This window comes from Paenibacillus sp. MER 99-2 (genome assembly GCF_023714095.1).
Lineage (GTDB): Bacteria > Bacillota > Bacilli > Paenibacillales > Paenibacillaceae > Paenibacillus.
Genome location: NZ_JAMAUZ010000001.1, coordinates 2317410 through 2338965 on the forward strand (window position 1 = coordinate 2317410; position 21556 = coordinate 2338965).

At 44.2% G+C, this 21556-nt stretch carries 21 protein-coding genes; 6 read left to right on the forward strand and 15 right to left on the reverse strand.

Going from position 1 to position 21556, the window contains the following annotated elements; all coding sequences use genetic code 11:
- Nucleotides 1–12: 12 nt before the first annotated feature.
- From M3636_RS10240 to M3636_RS10275, 8 genes are all read right to left on the reverse strand, one after another.
- Nucleotides 13–945, reverse strand: a complete 933-nt coding sequence (locus tag M3636_RS10240; RefSeq protein ID WP_128101609.1) for a manganese-dependent inorganic pyrophosphatase — start codon at nucleotides 943–945, stop codon at nucleotides 13–15.
- Between the two features lie 175 nt (nucleotides 946–1120).
- Nucleotides 1121–1444: a (2Fe-2S) ferredoxin domain-containing protein gene (locus M3636_RS10245; RefSeq protein WP_145409551.1), complete on the reverse strand. Its 324-nt coding sequence runs from the start codon at nucleotides 1442–1444 to the stop codon at nucleotides 1121–1123.
- Between the two features lie 99 nt (nucleotides 1445–1543).
- On the reverse strand, nucleotides 1544–2302 hold the full coding sequence (locus M3636_RS10250; RefSeq protein WP_353056290.1) for a metallophosphoesterase family protein: 759 nt from the start codon (nucleotides 2300–2302) through the stop codon (nucleotides 1544–1546).
- A 197-nt stretch (nucleotides 2303–2499) separates the two neighbouring features.
- Nucleotides 2500–3507 (reverse strand): LLM class flavin-dependent oxidoreductase, encoded by a 1008-nt coding sequence (locus tag M3636_RS10255; RefSeq protein ID WP_251382386.1) that lies wholly within the window; start codon nucleotides 3505–3507, stop codon nucleotides 2500–2502.
- Between the two features lie 211 nt (nucleotides 3508–3718).
- Nucleotides 3719–5656 (reverse strand): LTA synthase family protein, encoded by a 1938-nt coding sequence (locus tag M3636_RS10260; protein WP_251382387.1) that lies wholly within the window; start codon nucleotides 5654–5656, stop codon nucleotides 3719–3721.
- A 194-nt stretch (nucleotides 5657–5850) separates the two neighbouring features.
- Nucleotides 5851–6927, reverse strand: a complete 1077-nt coding sequence (locus M3636_RS10265; RefSeq protein WP_251382388.1) for an HAD-IIIA family hydrolase — start codon at nucleotides 6925–6927, stop codon at nucleotides 5851–5853.
- 137 nt (nucleotides 6928–7064) lie between these two features.
- Complete coding sequence (locus tag M3636_RS10270; protein ID WP_251382389.1) at nucleotides 7065–8837, reverse strand: putative PEP-binding protein; 1773 nt, start codon at nucleotides 8835–8837, stop codon at nucleotides 7065–7067.
- Nucleotides 8838–9051: 214 nt separating this feature from the next.
- Nucleotides 9052–9792 carry a class I SAM-dependent methyltransferase gene (locus M3636_RS10275; protein WP_251382390.1) on the reverse strand — a complete coding sequence of 247 codons (741 nt, stop codon included), beginning with the start codon at nucleotides 9790–9792 and terminating at the stop codon, nucleotides 9052–9054.
- A 112-nt stretch (nucleotides 9793–9904) separates the two neighbouring features.
- Between M3636_RS10275 and M3636_RS10280 the strand changes: the two genes are divergently transcribed.
- From M3636_RS10280 to M3636_RS10290, 3 genes are all read left to right on the forward strand, one after another.
- Nucleotides 9905–11107: an MFS transporter gene (locus tag M3636_RS10280; protein ID WP_251382391.1), complete on the forward strand. Its 1203-nt coding sequence runs from the start codon at nucleotides 9905–9907 to the stop codon at nucleotides 11105–11107.
- Nucleotides 11100–11735 (forward strand): TetR/AcrR family transcriptional regulator, encoded by a 636-nt coding sequence (locus tag M3636_RS10285; RefSeq protein ID WP_251382392.1) that lies wholly within the window; start codon nucleotides 11100–11102, stop codon nucleotides 11733–11735. Before M3636_RS10280 ends, M3636_RS10285 begins: the two co-directional genes overlap by 8 nt.
- 511 nt (nucleotides 11736–12246) lie before the next feature.
- Nucleotides 12247–12813: a class I SAM-dependent methyltransferase gene (locus M3636_RS10290; protein WP_251382393.1), complete on the forward strand. Its 567-nt coding sequence runs from the start codon at nucleotides 12247–12249 to the stop codon at nucleotides 12811–12813.
- 118 nt (nucleotides 12814–12931) lie between these two features.
- On the opposite strand, the gene M3636_RS10295 is transcribed toward M3636_RS10290, so the two are convergent.
- The 6 genes from M3636_RS10295 to M3636_RS10320 form a co-directional block, all read right to left on the reverse strand.
- Complete coding sequence (locus M3636_RS10295; RefSeq protein ID WP_251382394.1) at nucleotides 12932–13858, reverse strand: CPBP family glutamic-type intramembrane protease; 927 nt, start codon at nucleotides 13856–13858, stop codon at nucleotides 12932–12934.
- A 27-nt stretch (nucleotides 13859–13885) separates the two neighbouring features.
- Entirely contained in the window at nucleotides 13886–14554 is a 669-nt protein-coding gene (locus M3636_RS10300) for a 3'-5' exonuclease (RefSeq protein ID WP_251382395.1), read from the reverse strand.
- 26 nt (nucleotides 14555–14580) lie between these two features.
- Complete coding sequence (locus tag M3636_RS10305) at nucleotides 14581–15162, reverse strand: histidine phosphatase family protein (RefSeq protein WP_251382396.1); 582 nt, start codon at nucleotides 15160–15162, stop codon at nucleotides 14581–14583.
- 7 nt (nucleotides 15163–15169) lie between these two features.
- Nucleotides 15170–17305 carry a class I SAM-dependent methyltransferase gene (locus tag M3636_RS10310; protein ID WP_128101598.1) on the reverse strand — a complete coding sequence of 712 codons (2136 nt, stop codon included), beginning with the start codon at nucleotides 17303–17305 and terminating at the stop codon, nucleotides 15170–15172.
- Between the two features lie 33 nt (nucleotides 17306–17338).
- Nucleotides 17339–18151 (reverse strand): phosphotransferase family protein, encoded by an 813-nt coding sequence (locus M3636_RS10315; protein WP_251382397.1) that lies wholly within the window; start codon nucleotides 18149–18151, stop codon nucleotides 17339–17341.
- A 100-nt stretch (nucleotides 18152–18251) separates the two neighbouring features.
- Nucleotides 18252–18698 (reverse strand): RidA family protein, encoded by a 447-nt coding sequence (locus tag M3636_RS10320; protein WP_145409533.1) that lies wholly within the window; start codon nucleotides 18696–18698, stop codon nucleotides 18252–18254.
- A 289-nt stretch (nucleotides 18699–18987) separates the two neighbouring features.
- On the opposite strand from M3636_RS10320, the gene M3636_RS10325 reads away from it, so the two are divergent.
- Both M3636_RS10325 and M3636_RS10330 read left to right on the forward strand, forming a co-directional pair.
- On the forward strand, nucleotides 18988–19932 hold the full coding sequence (locus M3636_RS10325; RefSeq protein ID WP_251382398.1) for a glycoside hydrolase family protein: 945 nt from the start codon (nucleotides 18988–18990) through the stop codon (nucleotides 19930–19932).
- Nucleotides 19933–20074: 142 nt separating this feature from the next.
- On the forward strand, nucleotides 20075–20527 hold the full coding sequence (locus tag M3636_RS10330) for a hypothetical protein (RefSeq protein ID WP_251382399.1): 453 nt from the start codon (nucleotides 20075–20077) through the stop codon (nucleotides 20525–20527).
- Between the two features lie 162 nt (nucleotides 20528–20689).
- Here M3636_RS10330 and M3636_RS10335 read toward each other — a convergent pair whose 3' ends face one another.
- On the reverse strand, nucleotides 20690–21034 hold the full coding sequence (locus tag M3636_RS10335) for a hypothetical protein (protein ID WP_251382400.1): 345 nt from the start codon (nucleotides 21032–21034) through the stop codon (nucleotides 20690–20692).
- A gap of 120 nt (nucleotides 21035–21154) precedes the next feature.
- Between M3636_RS10335 and M3636_RS10340 the strand changes: the two genes are divergently transcribed.
- Nucleotides 21155–21553, forward strand: coding sequence for a hypothetical protein (locus tag M3636_RS10340; RefSeq protein ID WP_251382401.1), 399 nt, complete (start codon nucleotides 21155–21157; stop codon nucleotides 21551–21553).
- Nucleotides 21554–21556: the final 3 nt, after the last annotated feature.

Consider the following 21556-nt stretch of genomic DNA (forward strand, 5'->3'; position numbering starts at 1 on the left):
ACCAGACGGTTATTACAGACTGTTGAATGCTTCTGTCAGAACCGGAACAATCTGTGATTTACGAGATACTACACCCTTCAGAAGAGCCTGGCTATCAGCCAACGTTACATTGTACGCTTTTTCCACTGCATTAGTAGAAGCTCCGTATGCCAGAGCAACAGAGTCGTTGTTGAGGATATCTGTTACAACGAATACGAAGAGGTCAAGACCTTTACTGGAGATGATTGCGTCGATTGCAGCTTGCAATTCGGCTTTTTTCACAAGAACATCGTTAACGTCAACAGCGTTGACTTGTGCGATTTCAACTTTTGCTTGACCCATTACGAATTCTTTGGCATCCAAAGAGATCAATTCAGCAATCGTTTTTTGACTCAGATCAGCACCTGCTTTGAGCATGTCCAATCCGTAGCTGTCTGCATCTACACCCGCAATAGCAGCCAGTTCACGTGCAGCCGCTACATCTTGCTCTGTGCAAGTTGGCGATTTGAACAACAGGGAGTCAGAGATAATAGCAGACAGCATAAGTCCAGCGATTGGCGCGCTGATCTCTACACCGTTCTCTTTGTACATTTTATTTAAAATCGTTGCAGTACAGCCCACAGGCTCTGCGCGGAAATACAGTGGCTGGCTTGTTTCAAAGTTCGCAATACGGTGATGGTCAATAACTTCTACCACTGTTACTTCTTCGATATCACTAACACTTTGCTGACGCTCGTTGTGGTCAACCAGGATGACTTTGTTTACTTCATTTGCTGCCGTTTTGATCAAACGTGGTGCTTCCACCTTGAAATGATCCAGTGCAAACTGAGTTTCACCGTTCACGTCTCCAAGACGAACCGCTTCAACCTCATGACCTAATTTTGCTTTGAGATCTGCATAAGCAATTGCTGAACAGATCGTGTCTGTGTCAGGATTTTTGTGTCCGAAGATTAACGCTTTTTCCATATTGATAGCCCTCCGTCAATTCTGATTTAGAATAATAAATGTCGTTTATAATTCATACCCTTACTGATTATAGCGTTAAAAGGGCTTAATTCCAATCCCCTTACAGCGAATTCATTGCAAATGATTCTCAGGACAATCTTTCTAGCCCTAACGCTATAGACCATAGGCCTGTATTTTATTTTGCCGTTGTTGTCGCCACGTTAGCAATGAGATGGCTTTCCAAACGCTCACCTTCACAGAGTGCCTGAACGAGAGCTCTTCCTGAATCCGGTGTCATTTTGCCATACCAATCCCCTTGTGGGTACACAATCGTCACACATGCATCATCACAGCGTCCATTGCAACGTGTTCGTGTCGTATGAATAAATTCACTTGCCCCTTGGTTCTTGATCTCATCTCGCACAGCCTGGGTAACTTCCTCCCCCTCGTTACGCATACAGGTACCACCGTTACAGAGTAAAATATGATGCTGCAATTGATCCAGATTATAAATAGCCAAAATGTAGTTCATTCCCCTCAGCTTTGTTATCGTATGTATAGTGACATAACATAAACTTATAAATTAGCATATGAAACCTAGATAAGCAATGCTCATACGTTAAAGTTCCACGTCCTCTGCATTCTCTCTATTTTTCACAAAGAACGTCTGTAGACTGCCATCCTCACTAATTGTGAGCATGTTCAGTTGAGCACCATAGGCGCATCCACCGTCGATGCCAATCTTATCACCCGTTGAGGAGAACCAAATGCCCATCTCATCATGCAAATATTTCACAGGCGTATGCCCGAAGACCACCGTTTCCTCAATTGCCGTAGGTCTGGAATAGAACGGTTCCCGAATCCACATAAAGTCACTCTCTGGCTGCTTACGCCAATCCGTTACGTCTGGATTAATCCCTGCATGTACAAACACATAACCCGGAATTTCATACACCAACGGAAGTTGATCCAGAAACTGAAGATGATGGCTATAGTGGTTGCGTACCCACACTTTGGCTTCATCATAGGCATTCCAGTCAAATTCATTTTCGTCCCATGCTGTTGCATAGTTTACATAACTACCAAGTGTCTGTAAACCACCATTGCGAATCCAGTGGCTATCGTATTCCTTGTTATCATTGGTCAACGCTTTAACCATCATCGCATCATGATTTCCCTTCAGCGCAATGATAGAATGACGTTGCTGTAGCTCTATGATCTGATCAACGACCTGTCTGCTCTTGAGCCCTCGATCCACATAGTCTCCAAGCAAAATTAATTCATCCTGAACCGAATCATAGCTCACATGGTGAAGCAGAGCATTGAATTCGTCGTAACAGCCATGAATATCACTTATAACGCATCTACGAATGTGAATCCTTCCTCTCTTATCGAGGTTACTACCAGAGCCCCATTAGGATTAAGCTGAACACCTGACGATATCTCATAATCAGAGATGGGATTCAACCGAAATTATCTAGCCTTACCCCATCTCCTTAATTCTAATGAACGAATTTTCAGAACACATACTTCCCTATCTATTCTCAACTACTATTACATTCCCGACGAATTCGCTTAATCCTTCTTTAAGCCGAAGGCTTCTGCAATCAAGCCGAATGAGCGAAGACGTGCGTCAAATGAATGAATGGCTGAGGCGATGATCACTTCATCGGCTTCATGCCGCTCAGCCATTGCTGTAATTTTCTCTTTCACCTGATCCGGTGTACCTACGATTGAGAATGAACGACGCTGGCGAATCTGCTCCATTTCCATTGCAGTATAAGGATAGTTGTGAACCGTCTCTAATGATGGGAATGAGCTCTGTTCCAGCCCACGACCTAATCGCAAGAAGAAAAGCTCATTGCTTCGAGCAAGCTCAGCCGCTTCCTCTTCAGTCTCCGCACAGAACGCAGAGACAGCAATCATAGAATGAGGTCGATCATTAAGGATCGACGGTTTGAAATGTCGACGATAATGCTTCATTGCTTCTTCCCCACCTGGTGTGCCAAAGAATTGAGCAAACGCATACGCCGTTCCTTGCGCGGCTGCAATTCTTGCCCCTTCAGAGCTAGAACCAAGCAACCATACCTCTGGCACTGTCGGCACAGATGGAGCAGCCACTAGGGAAGCGAAGCGATGATCCTCTGATAATTGCTCATGAAAGTAACCTCCCAGATCTGCGATCTGTTGTGGGAAAAATTGCACGTTAGAGGACTTCCCCTCATTGAGAGCTCGACTTGCAATCGGCATGCCTCCAGGTGCTCTACCAATCCCGAGATCAATACGACCAGGATGCAATGCCTCTAATAAACGGAAGTTCTCTGCAACCTTGTATGCACTATAATGTGGGAGCATTACACCACCTGATCCTACCCGAATCCGCTCGGTATGAGCAGCGACATGTGCAATCATGACTTCAGGACTTGAAAAGGAGAGCGCACCGCCACCATGGTGTTCTGACATCCAGAAACGCGAAAAGCCAAGTTCATCCGCATGCTTCGCAAGCGTAACTGTCTCTTGAAGCGTATCCTGCACCGTACGTCCTTCGTTGATATGTCCATGTTCAAGCACACTTAATTTCATATCTATTCATTCCTCTCATTGTGTCTAATATAGGTCTCTAATTAGATCTAAACCAAGTATCACCAAATCAATGCTCTTACCATTGTAACATTAATAATTACAGTTTCAAAATAAAGCTCGTTCTTATCCGTTATTTAGGTCAATGAAAATAATAAAAACGTCACCAGACTAAATGCTGGTGACGTTTCTATATGATAGAGAACACTTCAGATTAGGGTGCCCGTTTAGGCAATAGCTTCACATACTCATCCGACAGCTTCATTAAGCTCAGCACATGCTCATAGTCGGCGCGATATGGCTCCAGATCGGTGACGGGTTCATACGTTTTAATTGAATATGCCTTCCCATCATCGAAGCCAGCACCAGGTATAAACATGATTTCATTATTAACAAATGAGCCAGTCGGCAAATAATAGCGAATGCCAAATGCATTATGGTCCATATTCAGCAGATCGTGACCAAAAGCTGTAAACTGCTCTTCCTGCAACGATACGCCCATCAAATTCAGCACCGTTGGCATGATGTCCAACTGACCTCCAGGCTGTTCAACCACTTGCCCTTTAGACTGCTGAGGTGTGTGGATGATTAGTGGGATGTTGAAACGACTCACATTTCCATCATACGGCACATGAAGATTGTCTTGAATCTGCTTCGTGATCTCATCATTTGCTGGCAGACCGAAGTGATCACCATAAATGACTAACGTTGTATTGTCCCACAGTCCACTTGCCTTTAATTCATTAATGAGCTGCCCAACCGCATAATCGGTATAATTGATAGCTTGCAAATAATCATGTAGCAATGTGTTCGTAATTGTCTCAGGGACAGTAATTCGTGCCCGATCAGCTGGGACTTTAAAAGGTGAGTGGCTGGATGCTGTAATAAACTGCGCGTAGAACGGTTCGTTCGCAGCTTGGTGTGCAGTCATTTTCTCTACACCAACACGATACAACTCTTCATCCGATGGGCCAAAATCATTAAATCGATCATTCTTGAAGCTTGGCTTGTCGAAATACCGATCGAATCCAATCGCAGGGTACATCTTGTTCCGGTTCCAGAACGTCACATCATTACCATGAAACGTCTCCGACTGATACCCACGCTCGCGAAGCAATTTCGGTAAGCTAGGTAGATCGCGGTCACTATATCCGGCAGACATGGGAACCACGCCAGTAGGATAGATCGATGTGTTCGACATAAACTCAGCGTCCGATGTATTACCTTGACCAATTTGTTGGAAGAAATGAGGGAAATAATAGCTTTCACTTGCTAATTCATTGAGCACTGGCGTTAACACTTGACTATCCAGTGAAGCGTGAATCGGAAAATTTTGAAAAGATTCCAGTTGCAGCACAATCAAATTACTGCCTTTAGCTTGACCAAAATACTTCGCTTTAACTGCAGAGCCCTGACTTGTTTTATCTTGATATGGATATTGACTTACTAATTGATTGATCTTGGCAATGGTCTCATTAATATTGCCATTGGCAATGGCTTCGTTTTCTTTGCTCGTCAGAATGGCAGAGGACACCTGGTAGTTAAGAAAACCAAGATTTTCTGCTCGAACCAGTTCATTATCAATCGTCTCTCCTTTGACAATAAAGCTGCCTGACAGAACGATACTAAACGCAGCCGTAAGAGCAACGCCCACCTTACCCCAATATCTTCTACGGCTTCTTCCAAAGCTCAGCCCGCTGTTGCTGTAACTTCCATGACTACGGGAATTACGTCTGGAGCGCAGGATAAACCATAGTGGCAACGCAAGCACGATATCCGCAAAAAATGTAAAGTGCACAGGTCGAATGAGTGGGCCGATACTACCTCGTACTTGAGCCACCTGCCCTAATTCGCTGAGTGCAGTGTACGTGGGTACTGAGCTAAAATGCACGTTATATAACGTTGCGGCAAACAGCACGAGAGAGAAACTCAGGTTAAAGCCCCCGTATACGATGCGTTTCCAGCTCTTGGGTACAATTAAATCAAGCACACAGACCACCGTTAGAGCACCCAGCGTATCTGTGAGAAAACCAATGCCAGAGAGGCCTTGGAAAAAGAAATACCGCAAAAGCGTGAGCTTCAGTAGCAAGAGGATAAATAACACGACAAATAATGTGCGTGATGTTATCCGTTCGTGTTTAGAATTATACATGGTCGTTTTCAACCCTTATCCGAAATTTTACGTTCTGTTTACAAAACGCATATTTCAGTATAACAGTTTTGCGATAGGTATTCCATGGAGGTGCGGACGCAAAACTGCGGATAGGGCTGTCCATGTCAATAGAAATTACGACGATGTGTACAAAGGTGAGCGGCAGTCCTCTAGTCCAATGAAGTTAAGTTAAATTAATCTGCATCACGCTCATACAGCTTGCTCATCATATATTCGTCAACATACGCACCCTCGACCAGAAGAGATTTCACTTTCTTTCCTTCTTGTACAAAACCAATCTTGTGATACAATCCGATCGCTGTGTGATTATGGCTCATGACTGTCAATTCAAGTCGAGTTATACCTGCACTTGATCTCCACATCTCCAATGCTGCCATAAGACGCGTACCAATGCCTCGTCCAGCATAAGCTTTACGCACATCAATAACGATACTCGCTTGATGACGAATCCGTTCGGCGCCACCTCCAATGACAGTAAGATGACCAATGACTCTGCCCTGATGTTCTGCAAGCCAGGTCGTACTGTTCGGTGATTCATTTAGTTGGTCTATGAAACGCGCCTGTGCTTGAATGGTTGACTTACGCTCTCCCGGATTATAGAGCATATACATACTCTCACGATCCAAAGCCCGGTGCAGCTCTAAAAGAGCTGCCGCATCTTCGGAAGCAACTTGACGAATAACTATATCTTGAGGTGGTTGAACCCTTCTCTGGACAATCCATTTCACCGCATCGTTAAAATCAGTGGCTACATAGTCCGCTTCCATTGTCTCCCATCGAGACCGATCTTCCTGCAACGCACGCATACCTGCACCAGTTCTAACGAGGACGCATAGACACCCTGCAGCACGTGCAGCAACCATGTCTGACCAACGGTCGCCAATGACAATACATTGTTCGAGATTCAGATGATGATCTTCTGCTGCTTGGATTAACATATCCGGTCTCGGTTTGCGACATTCACACTGTGCGTGAGCCGGATGAGGGCACACATACGTATGCTCGATGCCGAAGAGCTTCATTTCTTGTTGAAAAGCTTCGACCGTGGAATGCCCTGCTGTTATACCAGGCTGATTTGTGAAACCAAATAACTCGAACCCATGCTGTGACAGAGTGCTGATTGATTCTGCGACACCATCAAACAATTGCATCTCGCCAGGATATTCGATCTGGTCTGAACCTCCAATCGTGCCATCACGGTCTATAAACACGGCTTGTGTTGGAAAGTTTCTTATGTGCGGAGTGTTCATATTACTGTTCTCCCCTCTTATGTATAGATTACAAGTACAGCTTGATTCATCTCTCCGATAATAAAAGAGATATGCGGAAACAGCTACATTATATCATGCAGTGTTTCGCATACCCCTTGATCCTTCAGATTGAATATTTACGCTGTCGTTGAAATGTCATGATTCTGTTCGTTCCTGTCCCGCTTGCGTTCTCTAATCGCCGCCTGGGCAGCCGCAATTCGTGCAAACGGAACCTGCTCTGGGCTACAGCTCACATAATCTACTCCTATGCGATGGCAGAACGCAATCGTATCTGCATTCGCAGCTTGTTCTATACAAACCCCTGACCTTAGATACGGTTTGCGGGCTTTACCCTGTACAACGCTCATTTCTACGAGATTTTTATTTTCTCGAATATCCAATGTTCCAAATGAGAAAAAGTCGGCGTGGCGAGCCATTTGAGTTGCAATCGTACCCGCTCTAGAAATTTCTATGGTCGTACCTACTTTATATAGACAATGCCTTTTTTCTTCACCTAAAATCTGATCCGCTATATGATCCACCAGCTCCCTCAATCGTTGCAATTCGCTGGAATCGCTTACAGGCGGAATCAAAATTTCGGGTCGTACCCAAAGTCCCTGATGAATGCTTTTTAAGGCAGCGCGAAAAATCGCCTCAATCTGCATATCCAGCATATCCGCTTCGACATCAAGCAAGCGTTCGTCCCATGCCGAGTCCAGCAGTTTAATCGTTACCGGACAACCATCCATCACTTCGAAAAATTGTTCAAAGTCCGCTTGCAGCATCGGAAGCAACCGTTCTACCCCACGTCTACGTTCGTAATCGTTGTCAGCTGTGATCATCTTCTGGACAAAAGGTAGCCGAGATGGTGATAGCAGCATAGCCTCGATCTGACATTGGCCTATTCCTTCTGCTCCCAAAGCTCTAGCGAGGATCGCATCCCTTGGATGATTAACATTAACCAGCACGGATAGAGATTTCACCTCATCAGCCCATTCAAGCAACTGTTGCACGGCTAACACTTGCGGAGAATGCTGTCCTCTAATAACGCATTCATTCTTCTCTTCCCGATCTGTGAGAGAAACTATACTTCCAGCATGCAACGAGTTTGTCAAATCTGATGATTGAATGAGCATTTCCGTCACTTGTAATGGGTCGATTCGCAATAAGGCTTCTTCTTTTGTGATCAAACCTTCACTCACCATATCCACAACCATCTTGCATGCTGATTCTGAACTCATATGCTCGCCATATTCCCCGTTCACCATTACCTGTACTAGAACTGGACTGCAATGTGTATGAGAGAAGGAGGCTCCCAGTGCTTCACTGAGTTGAGACTTCACATCTTGAGGAAATGGTGTCCTACCATGAACTTCAATTATTATTTTGTGTTCGGTGATGATGCGTTCTAATTCAAGTTCGTCCTGTATCTCAGGCTCACCTGCGGATTCACCAAACAATTCATATGGGATTCCATGTACCAAGTAACCAAAGTCCTGCAATAAGCTTCGATAACAATAAAGTGCATAGCAGCGATCTTCTGTTTGCTCAGCGAGCCCTTCCACCGTCACATCGTTAAGGCCAACATAAAGGAACGACGCACGTTCATTCGTATTGGAATGAACTTCACTTGGCTTAACGGAAAGTAAAAGTGGTGTCTTGGCATCACCGAAGATCGTACCCGTGCGCTGTTCCAAATGATGGATCGCACGTTCCACCTCCTGAGCTGCATCAGTAGAACCATGTCCAAGACGGGTATTGAACTCGCGACAGCATTCCGTTGTTACAGCGAACCCGGCCGGAACAGGCCAGCCAGCACGAAGTAACTCGGAAAGACTGACTCCTTGACTGCCTATAAGTCCCTTCATCTCTGCCGTACCATCCTCCAACAGAACTACCCGTTTCGTCATTACAGCTCTCCCATCTGCCATGATATGGCTGTGCTTGAAGGCACTCGACCCTTGCGAATCGCCCTTCACTTTAAGATATGTTGCAATCCTGTAATCAAGGACATCTGGTTCAGCTTTTTCTACTTTATGTACGTTTGCATCGGCATACCGTGTAACATAACAAACTGTCGTTCGCACAAACTAAACAAAGCCGCCCAGCGGCGACTCCGTCAATCTAATTTTTACGACAAACACTAACGATGGATGAGGCCAGCGGGGTAAAAGGCGTTTTATTCCAGTCCGCATATTGATCTTCTATCGTGAAATTGTGACTCGTCAGCAGGCGATGAAGTGTAGCATTATCCGTAAAACGACAAGCGATGCGTGAAGTCGTATGCCTGTAGCCCCAATCTCGAATTGTGACCCAGTGCATGATCTGGTTGTCTGCATCATACGTTTGTGTCCCAGATACCTTAACCGTTATCCCATCGATATCGACGAATGTTCCCCAGTCCTCTTCCCCTTCATCACTTAGATCGTTGCCTTCGGGGTTACGTGTCTCAAACACAAACAGGCCACCCGGCTCCAGATGTTCATGAACAGTGTGGAGTAATGCCAACTGATCTTCATCGCTCAAGAATGCCTGAAAGGCGTTTCCGGTCAAATAGATCATTGTATAACGCTGATCAGATTCGAAAGTGCGAGCATCCGCCTCGATAAACTCCACCGGCAGCCCCTCAGCCTTTACACGTGCATATGCCAGCATCGAAGCAGCTATATCCACTCCAGTAATATCAATCCCTGCACGAGCCAGATGAATCGTGGTCATTCCCGTACCACAAGCGAGATCCAGCACTTTCCCAGGATTAGATCTTGCCATGTCTAGATAAAAATCATGTTTGTGCATCTCACCGCCGAACTCAAGGTCATAATTCATCGGATCGCGGTACTCTTCAAGATTGTTATGGTCGATCAATAAGGCTCATCCTTCCCCAAAAAAATGATTTACAAAATCAATTATACTGCATTATCATGGTTTACATATCGTAAAGGTTAACAATGTGTAAATAAAGGAGAAATATACGTTCATGGGTACATTGCCAAAATCTGTCCGTTTTCCACTTTTGATTCTAATGTTAAATCTGTTTATCGCTTTATTAGGGCAAGGCATGCTTATCCCTATATTGCCAGAGTATTTGAAGTTATTTCATGCCGGAGGTACCGTCGCTGGATTTTTGGTAGCTGCCTTTGGGGCGGCTCAATTTTTATTTTCACCGCTCGGCGGACAATGGGCTGATCGCTTTGGTCGCAAAAAATTAATTATTGCTGGTATGTTCCTCTCCGTTGTTTCGGATATCATATTTGCCATATCAACGTCATTGCCGCTTCTCTACATCGCACGTTTTATCGGTGGAATCAGCCTAGGCCTGATGGTTCCTGCGAATCTCGCATATGTCGCCGATATTACTACGCCAGAGACACGTGCCAAGGGAATGGGCTATTTCGGCGCAGCCATGAATCTGGGTATGGTTCTCGGACCAGGTCTTGGCGGCTTAATCGCTGAGATGGGCATCCGTATGCCTTATTTCTTCGCGGCTGGTCTGGGACTTCTCGCAGGTATACTTACGCTACTTCTGCCGGAGACTTTACCTCCTGAGAAACGAGTGCTTCCTAAAGCTAGGGAGAAAGGTAATCATCTGGGTAAGGTAATTTGGAGCTCATTCCAGGTTCCTTACTTCAACTATTTACTTCTGATTCTCGTAATGACCTTTGGTCTAATGAGCTATGAGACCGTATTCTCTCTTTTTGCAGAGCAAAAATACGGCTTCGATGCCGCAACGATCTCCATCATTATTACGATGGGGGCCATCATTGGGATCATAGTCCAGATCTGGCTACTGGATTGGTCAGTGCGAAGAATCGGTGAAATTAAGCTTATTCGCCTCTCTCTCATCATGGCGCCGATTGCACTATTACTTATGTTAATTAAAGTCAACCTAGTGTATCTGTTGTTCGCTTCTGCTTTATTTTTCGCTTTTAATGCATTTTTACGGCCGTCCGTTAGTACACTCATTTCCAAAAACGCCGGTGATCGACAGGGATACGCTTCGGGTCTAAATACGACGTATTCCAGTTTGGGTACTGTATTTGGGCCACTTGTTGCAGGGCTGCTGTTTGACAAAAACTTGAACTTCCCGTATATTTTTGGGGCAATTATGCTTCTTGCTGCACTATCGCTAACGCTCAAGGCACGTCGGTCCAAGAAAGGATTACAAACGACTCGTGAATGAAAATTATCATCAGCAGATTAGAAATAAACATCGCGATGACCTGATCGCAGCAGGTAAGGAACTTTTTTTGAAGCATGGACTGCTCCAGGTGAAGATCAAGGACGTTTGCTCCAAAGCAGAACTAAGCCGAGTAACCTTCTACAAGCATTTTCAGTCACTCGATGAGCTGCTTCTTACGATTCAAATGCAACTGGTGGTGAATTTAACGGATCATGTTAGTCTGTCGGGGAATACGGGGCTAAACGGTCGTGAACAGCTCGAAGCCATGCTTCATGCCTGGATCAGCTTTGCCCGGAACCATCCGGATCATATCCGATTCATTCAACTGTTCGACATCAACTATGAGGTTTATGATTTTACTCCTGAATTAAGAGAGACGTATGATCGGTTCAATCAGATTGGCAAAGAAAATCACTTTCTGCTGGATGTACTGAATGCAGGGATCACAGATGGCAGCATCAAGAATACTTCTTCCCCACTTCAACTTGCTCAGTTTATATTCACGGTGATGATGGGTGCACTTCAGAAGATGGTCACACGTCGTTCAGTCGATCTCTACCCACCGAATGAGCAGATGACGGGGCAATTGGTGGACATGCTGCTGCATTACGCTTGTAATGAGGACTAACTTGGCGGGCTGATGAATTAATCACTTCTTTTAGGCTAACATGTATTCATATTTGTGGTGAGCAACATATGTACTTGTATAAGGCTATCGAGATCTTCCCGGTAGCCTATTCGTCGTTCTACACGGTGATATTTCATTCGACTATCCAAGCAACTACTAAAACGCTCGCCAACATTACGTTGACGAGCGTTTTTACGTGCACAGATTTATTTTCCACCTACGAAATCTTTAGTTTTTCTTCAGAATTATCCTTACGATTTCGAGTAAAAACGGCCGCTCATCGCTATATATAGATATTTTCATTCCACTTGTACGTTATGTTCTGACCATATTCATTGGCCTAAGCGACTTACCTTTTTAAAATTTATCTTTATTTCGTATTCCAGTGCTGTGCTCTGAACCATATTCTATTTTACAGCCGGCACTTACCTGGGGCGTCCCATTCTTAGCCTACTTTATTAAATACCGAATCTCATTCGTTTTATCAAATAACACCTTGGAGGAACCGACATTGAATTTCAAAGAATCTCTTCTTTTTCTGAAAAGCTTTTTTCGCAGTCCCAAAAATGTAGGCAGCATCATTCCCAGTTCTCATTTTCTCGCGAGCAAAATGGTAAGTCAGGCACCTTGGCTTGAAGCCAAAGCAGTAGCCGAGCTTGGATCAGGTACTGGAGCAATTACACGTTACATCTATAACGAGGTTCAGCAATCAACCAAAGTTTTATTATTTGAGATGGATCAGACGATGAGACATCAATTGCAAAGTACATTTCCTGCGTTCACCTGTTATCCCAATGCGACTAAGTTAGTAGAAACTATGACACAAGCCAATGTTCAACAGTTGGACGTGGTGTTTAGTGGATTACCCTTTTTCAACTTCGAACCTGGATTGCGAGACACCTTAGTGGATCAAATTGTAAAGTCACTTAAACCTGGTGGATTGTTTATTGCCTTTCAATATTCTCTGCAGATGAGAAAAACACTTTCTGAGCATTTCATTATCGAAAAAATCCACGTCGTGCCGCTCAACATCCCACCTGCTTTCGTTTATGTCTGCCGCAAAAAGGAAACAATTTAAACATTCTCAGCGAAGGCATAATTGATCGTTGAAAAAGTAAATTTTGTTCCTTATCACCTTCCTCCTGCTTTTATCGACCGTGTCGTAAGCAAGAGGAGTTATGCGAGAAATGTCACTCTTATAAAGCGAATTTTCCTATCCAAAATTTGATAACAAACACAACGATAGATAGCATGATCGGGATCATCCACGCCAACGCACGAAGTCCAGCAGAACAACCAGCCTTCTTCGCTATTACTTCAGTCTCAGGATGATCAAACCGAGTATATAACCATCTGCAGATCATCAAAGTAATCAGTGAGGCAAAACCCGTCATCAGTAGGATGAGTAGATTAGGTCCCTCTGGGGTTGTCATCCCCTCCAGCATGTCTCCTCCCTGAATATATGAGCTAATAACATACGTAGAGTTCGTGATCAAATGAACGATAATGCCTGGAATGATGGAGCCTGATCGAATGACAATGATAGCTGAAACGAGAGCCGCTCCGAATAATTCAATTAATCGGTAGGGGTTGTCATGGAACAAGGCGAACAGAAAAGAACTAACAATCGCGGCGAACCACAGCCCCCGTTTGGCATACCCGCTCAGCAAGACGCCCCGAAACAGGAGCTCCTCACAGATCGGAGGAATGACCCCGATGCTTAACAAGAGAATGCCTAAGGAAAACAGGGAGTCCGCAATCGGATAATATGATGTTCCATAAGAAGCCCCTAACCATTGAGAAACAACTTCGGTAAGCTGGTGGAAAAACAGTAAGATTATCTGACTTAGAGCAAATATCAACATAGACAGGATGATATTCCTCAAAGATACTTTATGTAGCTTAAATGCTGTTCGAAGAGATATATTTCGGTATCGACACCAGATTACGGCTGGCATCACATTGAGTACGATTTGACCAATGGCTACATATGCGAGGAATAACATTAGATTATCATGATGTGGATTGCCTTCCGAACTGATCCACGCCGTGAACCAGATGCCCATAACATAGGACACAAAAAAGATCCATCCCGCACTTCTCATCGTCAGTTGGTTCTTCACTTCAGCTCGTCCCCTATTTATCATTTATCAATTATCATTCAGATACATCTCTGGTATCACGAACCGTTTCATCGATCGAGCAGGATCGGCTGTGAATTGATCCAGACCAAGCGCCCGGTATTCTTCAAGAATCCGTTCGAATATAAGTGCGATCATACTACAATCTGCGAGTGCATCATGTCTCTGAATGCACTCTGTATGCAAGCCATAATACTGAATCAGAAAATCCGTGGAGATCACTTCGTTTATCTCAGGATGGATGTATGTAAACATAGCTTTGGTATCCAGCACATCATTGTTAAACATCGGCAGTCCATACAGCTCACAATGACGTCTTAATATCGGCAAATCATACTCATACCCCGCTTGGGTAACAAGCACACGATCTCCGATGAAATCGGTAAAAGCACGAAAGGCTTCCATAAATGAGGGCGCCGTAATCATATCTTCATTGGTAATGCCCGTTAATTGTGCAACGGCTTGCGGAATCGGTTTATCGGCTCGTGATAACGTCGAGAAAGTCTCATGGAGTTGGTCACGATTGTTGTATAACATCGCTCCAAACTGTGTCACACTTTCTTGATCGGGTAAGATGCCTGTACCTTCGAGATCGAATATACAATAGGTTTGCTCCTGTAAAGGTGAAACGTGTAGCTCCTCGATGGTATATGTATCATTATGAAATGTAGTTTTCATTCCTATCTCCTCTCTACTTCGAAGTATTAGGGCTTCCATAAACGGCTTACTTGCATGAGTTTATGATCTTCATTAAACTCCAGTTTATAAATATCTGGCATCGAGGTACTTCCCCAGAACTCATAGTCATAGGATGCATCATAATAATTGAAGATCAGAGTCATGACATCCCCATGTGTGCCAATCACAATCTTTTGCCCTGAATGCCGTTCTAAGATGTCTGATATAGCTTGAACTGCACGCTGCTGTGCTTGAATGCTGGATTCACCACCCGGAAAGGCAAATGAACGCTCTTCATACAGCTTGCGCTTGGCTGCTCGAAAGTTGGTATGCCGCACATTGGAACTAGATAATGCACGCTCACGCAAATCTTCTATGGTTATGATCTCAACTCCCATTTCGTCTGCCAGCCCTTGCACGGTATCCAGCGCACGCTTATAGGGACTTGAATAGAATAGATTAATGCTCTCATGACGAAGTAAGCATGAAACCATCTCGGCATCATGCTTACCTTGTTCTGTCAAACCACGTTCACGCTCTAGTCCTTCCACATACTCGGATTCCGCGTGCCTTACAAAATACAATGTCGTTAAGACCTCGCTGCTCATGCATGGTTCAATCCCTTCTCTTCTCAATCACAATCAGGCAGGTGCTATCTGGTAGTGAAGTCTCACGCCCTTCTTCATCCATGAATTCAATCCGTCCGCTAAGCGCCTCTGTGTATCCCTGTTGTAGAAAATGCTGCAGAGTGATGATCTGTGCCTCATCACCCAATGCTTCATGAATACATTGCTCATAGGCAGATGGCGTAAATATGCCAAATTGCTCCTGAATCTCGTGTACATAGGCTTCCTCACCCCAAGTGTATGTGTACAGGAATTCCATCGCATCATTGATCGGAAGCAGCACCTCATTCTCAGACAAAACTTCATAGGTTATCGTCCGCCCTTGGAAGTCCTGCGTATATCGTTCCAACCAGCGCATCCCTTCAGGCTCAAGAAACCGAATGCGACGCTTCTGACCTACAGGTTCTGTCATGATGCCGTCACGGATAAGAATTCGTCCACCAGGAGATAACACATTGAACGAGCTTTGAAGAGCAGCAATCACCGTATCCTGATTGAATTTTTGACCATCGCGTTCAATATAGGAATACAATTCATGCAGAATGGATGAGAAAATAACCGTATCCACCGTTCCAGGCTGAACGTATTGATGCAACTGAAGTGCATCCCCCTTCATGACCTGCCAGCGATGGCCTTCCAGCTGCTTCTTCCGCTCTAACGCTTCAATTACATTTGTCGAGATATCAATTCCGATCGGCTCCAGCTCAGGCTTCTCCTGTTCGATCAAGTCCAGTAATACCCCACCACCTGGGCCGATATCTAACACTCGTTTACCTACCATATAGTCGAGTAGTACTTTTTTGTAATCACCGGAGCTATTCATATCTGCAAGATACGTTTCTTCATTATGAAACCGGTCATAAGCATCACGCCGTAATCCAAACAGATCAAATAACAGCAGCACAGCCTTGTCATATAATGGTGATTTCTCAGCTTCAATACAGAAGGCAATTAACTTCTCAGCAGCCGGCGAGAATTCAAAATTGACAAATACGGTATCCGGTAATTCAGGGTGGCGTTCTACCCGATGAGCCAGATGAGGGTATACGATCTCATGATCTGATTCAATCTGTGCCCATGACCACTGCTCCAGATACTTTTCAATCATTCTTTTCTTATACACATTCAGTTTCTTAACACCTTTGTAATCGTAATACATGCTGTTCATCAAGGGTTCGAAGCTAATGTGTTGAACCTGCGAAACAGGACGTTCATCATCAGGCTTCGTAACGTTGGACGCTAGCGATTGGATCGGAGCTCGATGTATGGTCAGCAACAGAACCTTGATCATCTCCTGCAATGAGAAATCCTGCAACGCCGACTCTACATACCACAAGGTTCGGTGTTCTAATGGAGATAATGCCAGATCAATATCCCACTGATCTTGTATCGCTTGATAAGCGGAATTTACATCCTCGCCCCGGCGGATTGAGGCACTTCTCAAACGAGACAAACGTTCCTGCATCGTCCAATCCCGATGATCTGACTCCGTCACGATCCAGCCTATAATTTCCTGCGCTTCGCTTTGCACTTGTTGCCACAGCTCAGAGTTAACGCCAGCAATAATGCATTCGTTTAATGTCATAAGAATGGTATGCAGTTCATTCTCTGTCAGCCATCCTTTTGAAATAAAGGTATGAAGCGGTGTGTTCTCTGCAAAAGGAATTTCCCCACGAATATACTGACCTACGAGTCCGTGAGTTGCAATTAACGTTCGAATAATCTCATATCGTGTGGTGTGATGATTGGTGTCGTGACCCTGGCGGTGGTACAGATCATACAATTGTGCAGAACCGATGTTATGCACGAATAGATTGATTCCCGCTCTCTGCCACGCACGGCGTTGGTTCATCGAGCCCGCTTTGGCAATCTCTGACCAAGCCAGCACTTCCTCCACAATATCACGCACCCAAAACGACACTTCAAGTCGATCCAGCACCTGAAGCGTGCGTTCCACATAGTCCAAAACGAGATTCGTCTCTTCAAGTTCGGCTATAGAATGAATGCGTTCAAGATTAATGTTCACTTGCTCTGCTTCGACAAGCAGTTTCAGCCAGGGCTGCTGCTCTGCCTCTAAGATGTGTTCTGATCTGAATAATTGAATGGCTTCTAATGATTGCAGCATACAACGTTCACCTCGTTATGTAATGTCAATGAATCAGTTAAGCAGAAGAAGACGATCGTGTATAAATGTCATCACTCGCTCAGCCTCTCGTTCCGATAACTGCTCATCCAGTCGAGCGGCAGCAACAGGTAAGATCCAAGTATCTACATCCTCCCAACTTAAGCCAGAGATTAATAAATACTGCTGGATATACCGGTCTACCAACGTATTACGGGATGTCTCAAACCCTAACTTCATCGTAGGATCGACATCCTCAGGTAACGAACCGCTCATTAATATTACCCAGCTCCGGGCAACATCACCCGCTGGATCTCCCGACATACCTGTCATCCAGTCAATCAACCATAGCTGATCTTTTGCTTCACTAAACATGACATTATCATGATGAAAGTCACCATGACAAATCTGCTGGCGCACAGGAAGGTTCGCTAAGTATTGTATAATCCGTTCTTTATCTTGGTCTGACAACAATGGAGCACGCTGTATAGCACCCACTAATATCTCTTTCTGTACGGGGAGCGTTCTCTCATGATCATCCAGAGCATGTAGATCATAATGACATCGTGCCAAACGTGTTGAAAGCTCATCCATTAAGTCAGGCTGCTGAATCATCAGTAACAACATCGTGCTGCCCTCAATACGCTCGAATACGATACCGTGACGTCCTTCTTTCTTCACCAGCGCCCCAACCTGAGGTACATTTAACCCCTTTTCACGAACTAACTTTGTAATACGCAGCTCTCTCTGAACCGCATCCAGTGGATAACCCATTTTGTACAGCTTCATAATCTGCGTAGGCGAATATTCATATACATCAGCGGTGTTACCTTGACCTAACAATCTCATGAGTGTCTCTCCCCAACGAACCGTGTTATGAACCGTTTACATTAAATCCTAAGACTAAATTTTTGGGATGCCAACATGATTCGTTTGCCTTTGATAACGTTTATTGCTCTACCTCAAAAATAGAATCAATAATCAATGGCAGGTTATCTCTGACTGACACGGCTCCGAACACAGAACGAGCATGAACCCCGCGATCTTCAAATACATCCATCATAAGATCCGAGAAGCCATTCAGCACTTTGTGATGTTCCTGATAAGAAGCCGTTGCGTTAATAAAACCTTGCACCTTGATGACACGCTTAACGCGATCAAGTGAACCGAGCACATCCTGAACAACCGCAAGGACTTCAATGCCTGCATTTCGAGCAAAATCATACCCTTGTTCTGTTGTAAAATCTGCTCCCAACTTGCCACGTTCTTCCGTGTTTGGCCCTTTGCCTGATACATACATGATGCCATTCACAATGACTGCGTTTGCATACTTGGCTGCAGGTGCACTTGCCTCTGGCAAAACAATACCTAATTCATCCAATCTCGTCTGAATCATTCTCATCTCTCCTATAACATCGTAATGGTAGACAAGCTCTAATCATTCCTAACTAAGATAAATATTAGCATATTCTGCCTATTCATCGTACACGATGTTTTACTAAAATAAGGTCAGTATTACTACTACAGAATCTAAAATTTCATTATGATATTAGATTAATGAAAATATTAATCCTTTTCAATTGAAATATCTATATTGTAATTCCATTGTTTTTCTAATACGATAGATTGAAGACAGTCTAAGTTGAATGAAATTATTCTGCATTTATTCGATAGGAGGCGTAATGATGAGTGCACCCTTATTTCGAGATCCCATTTATGACGGTGCTGCTGACCCCGTTGTTGTATGGAATCATGTTGAACAAGCATGGTGGATGATCTACACAAATCGAAGAGCTACAGCAGGTGGCCCCAAATTCGCTTGGGTTCACGGTACAGATCTAGGCGTAGCTTCTTCATTGGATGGAGGACAATCCTGGACATATCGAGGTACTTTAACGGGGCTGGAACATGAGTGGGGTCATAATACGTTCTGGGCACCAGAAATTTTTTGGCATGATGGAATGTATCATATGTATGTCAGCTACATTCAAGGCGTACCTCATGATTGGCCAGGTCATTCTCGTCACCTCTTGCATTACACTAGCCCGGATCTATTGACTTGGACATTCCACGGCACATTAAAGCTTAGCTCTGATCGTGTCATTGACGCTTGTATCTACCCGCTTCCTGATGGACGCTTTCGTATGTGGTATAAGGACGAAGCCAACGGTGCTCATACGTATGCAGCAGACAGCTCTGATCTCTATCACTGGGAAGTCATTGGCCCTGTAATAACAGGTTCAGCTCATGAAGGGCCTAATGTTTTTCGTTTCCGGGATTCGTATTGGATGATTGTGGATGAGTGGCGGGGACAGGCCGTATATCGCTCGGATGATCTAGAGCAGTGGGAGTGGAACAATCGGATTCTGGATCAACCCGGAGTTCGAGTCGATGATGGTGTAATTGGGCTGCATGCTGATGTGGTTGTACAGGATAACGAAGCCTATATTTTCTATTTTACGCATCCTGACCGTGTTGAAGGTGTCGACCATGCTAGTGAGCCGGCTCGTAGATCCTCGATTCAAGCTGCCAGGCTAGATGTCGTTGATGGTAAACTGATATGCCCAAGAGACGAGGAATTAAACATTCGTTTGCGGCCAGAAAATGAGCTGCGACACAGCTCAGTATAAACATCGACAAAAGCCTAAACGAACCTGACTACAGGAGCGTTTAGGCCTTTCCTCTTTTATCCATTATCTCTGACAAGCTTCTTATGTTATGATCAATAACTCTATCCATCTATGAGAATACATAAATAAAAGGGATTTTACGATGCATAAGATAAAATCATCAAAATATATGATCGTGCTATTCTCGGCACTGGGCCTAATTATTCTGGCAAGCTATGTCTATGATTATCATGAGCTTCGTAAACATATCGAAAGATCTGCTACCCTTTCATACCATAACATCATCCTAACTATGATTGCTTATCATCAAGAACTAGAACATTACATTCATAGTCATGACTCCACTAACGATACGAATCTCTACATTCTCGAAAACAATATCAAAAACATCTTCTCTACTTATGGTGTAACGATTAATCTGATTGACGGCACTTATAAAGAACAGTACCTAGAGCAGCATTCCTTGTTCAAATTCTTTATACAATCGCTTCCTCTAAATTATGCGGATTGTTCCTTGCAGGAACTCAGACACCTGAGTAGTCAAACAATGATTATTATTGGAGAGCTCGAGCGTCTGAGACAAGATACGCCTTGATAAGATCACAAACGTTGTTATTGCAGTGGTCAACTCATTCTGACCTCCATTAGAGGTCATTATTGAACTGGTTCGTATGATCTCGAACTACGTTCTCAGACTTGAAGTACCGTACACGCGGTTCACTTTAACTCTTCTCAGATGCAATTGGAGAACAGCACCTTACGCTTTGCGTTCCCATGCCGGATGACGATAAAATTCAATGGTATCAATAAAATTCACCGTATATTCTTCTTCAACCTTCGCGAGATCCAGCAATTTACGGTCGATTTCCTTCATGCCCATCACGACATCATGTCGAAGGAGATCCATCGCAATTTTACCAACAAAACCACCATCAAGCTCCTTGTACTTGGTACGGAATTCTTCATTGTAGATCAGTTCGGGTGTGAAGGATGCCTCTACAAAGGCATTCACCAGTGTGAGTACATTCTGTTCAATCTGTATAGCAATATAATAATTTCCGCGTTCATCTCGAATGAGATCTTTGTACATTTCCACGATCATTTCAATCACTCCTTATGTCTGATCTGCTTCAAGTCGTTAATGAACATGGGCGAACCACCACTCACCCCTTGCCCCCATCCATTCATATATTAGGTATAAATGGAGAACGGAGGACTACTTATGAACAGGAAACCGCTTCATACGGGTAAAAGCCTTCAGCAACGATTGTCTGAGCTTCAAGGAAAGCTCGCGGAGCTTAATGCTCCTCTGTCAGGTCTAGAGCCGGGTCGAATCTCCCGTGTATACACACGACATTTTATTAAAGTCAATCGGCAGTTATTCGTGCCACTTAGTCTTTATTCCATTCGTGTATTTGATATTCCTCCAGCTTGTCGAGGTGTACGTGTAGGAATTCGGACAGTCTTTCCGTCAGGAAATGAATTCAACAATATCCGTCTAGTCAGCATAGGCAGAGATTACCTGGAACTACAGGGCAAAGGAAGATACCCTTCCCGCATTCTGTTTCCCCTGAGCCAAGTAGAGTCTATCTATCGGTCAACAACACACAGAAAAAAATAACGC

Excerpts from the sequence above, each read along its gene's own strand:
- M3636_RS10270 (WP_251382389.1), bottom strand. The coding sequence starts at position 8,837 with ATGACGAAACGGGTAGTTCTGTTGGAGGATGGTACGGCAGAGATGAAG.
- M3636_RS10330 (WP_251382399.1), top strand. The coding sequence starts at position 20,075 with ATGCATAAGATAAAATCATCAAAATATATGATCGTGCTATTCTCGGCA.
- M3636_RS10265 (WP_251382388.1), bottom strand. The coding sequence starts at position 6,927 with ATGAACACTCCGCACATAAGAAACTTTCCAACACAAGCCGTGTTTATA.
- M3636_RS10240 (WP_128101609.1), bottom strand. The coding sequence starts at position 945 with ATGGAAAAAGCGTTAATCTTCGGACACAAAAATCCTGACACAGACACG.
- M3636_RS10255 (WP_251382386.1), bottom strand. The coding sequence starts at position 3,507 with ATGAAATTAAGTGTGCTTGAACATGGACATATCAACGAAGGACGTACG.
- M3636_RS10300 (WP_251382395.1), bottom strand. The coding sequence starts at position 14,554 with ATGAAAACTACATTTCATAATGATACATATACCATCGAGGAGCTACAC.
- M3636_RS10310 (WP_128101598.1), bottom strand. The coding sequence starts at position 17,305 with ATGCTGCAATCATTAGAAGCCATTCAATTATTCAGATCAGAACACATC.
- M3636_RS10260 (WP_251382387.1), bottom strand. The coding sequence starts at position 5,656 with ATGTATAATTCTAAACACGAACGGATAACATCACGCACATTATTTGTC.
- M3636_RS10325 (WP_251382398.1), top strand. The coding sequence starts at position 18,988 with ATGAGTGCACCCTTATTTCGAGATCCCATTTATGACGGTGCTGCTGAC.
- M3636_RS10335 (WP_251382400.1), bottom strand. The coding sequence starts at position 21,034 with ATGATCGTGGAAATGTACAAAGATCTCATTCGAGATGAACGCGGAAAT.
- M3636_RS10320 (WP_145409533.1), bottom strand. The coding sequence starts at position 18,698 with ATGATTCAGACGAGATTGGATGAATTAGGTATTGTTTTGCCAGAGGCA.
- M3636_RS10315 (WP_251382397.1), bottom strand. The coding sequence starts at position 18,151 with ATGAGATTGTTAGGTCAAGGTAACACCGCTGATGTATATGAATATTCG.
- M3636_RS10340 (WP_251382401.1), top strand. The coding sequence starts at position 21,155 with ATGAACAGGAAACCGCTTCATACGGGTAAAAGCCTTCAGCAACGATTG.
- M3636_RS10305 (WP_251382396.1), bottom strand. The coding sequence starts at position 15,162 with ATGAGCAGCGAGGTCTTAACGACATTGTATTTTGTAAGGCACGCGGAA.
- M3636_RS10280 (WP_251382391.1), top strand. The coding sequence starts at position 9,905 with ATGGGTACATTGCCAAAATCTGTCCGTTTTCCACTTTTGATTCTAATG.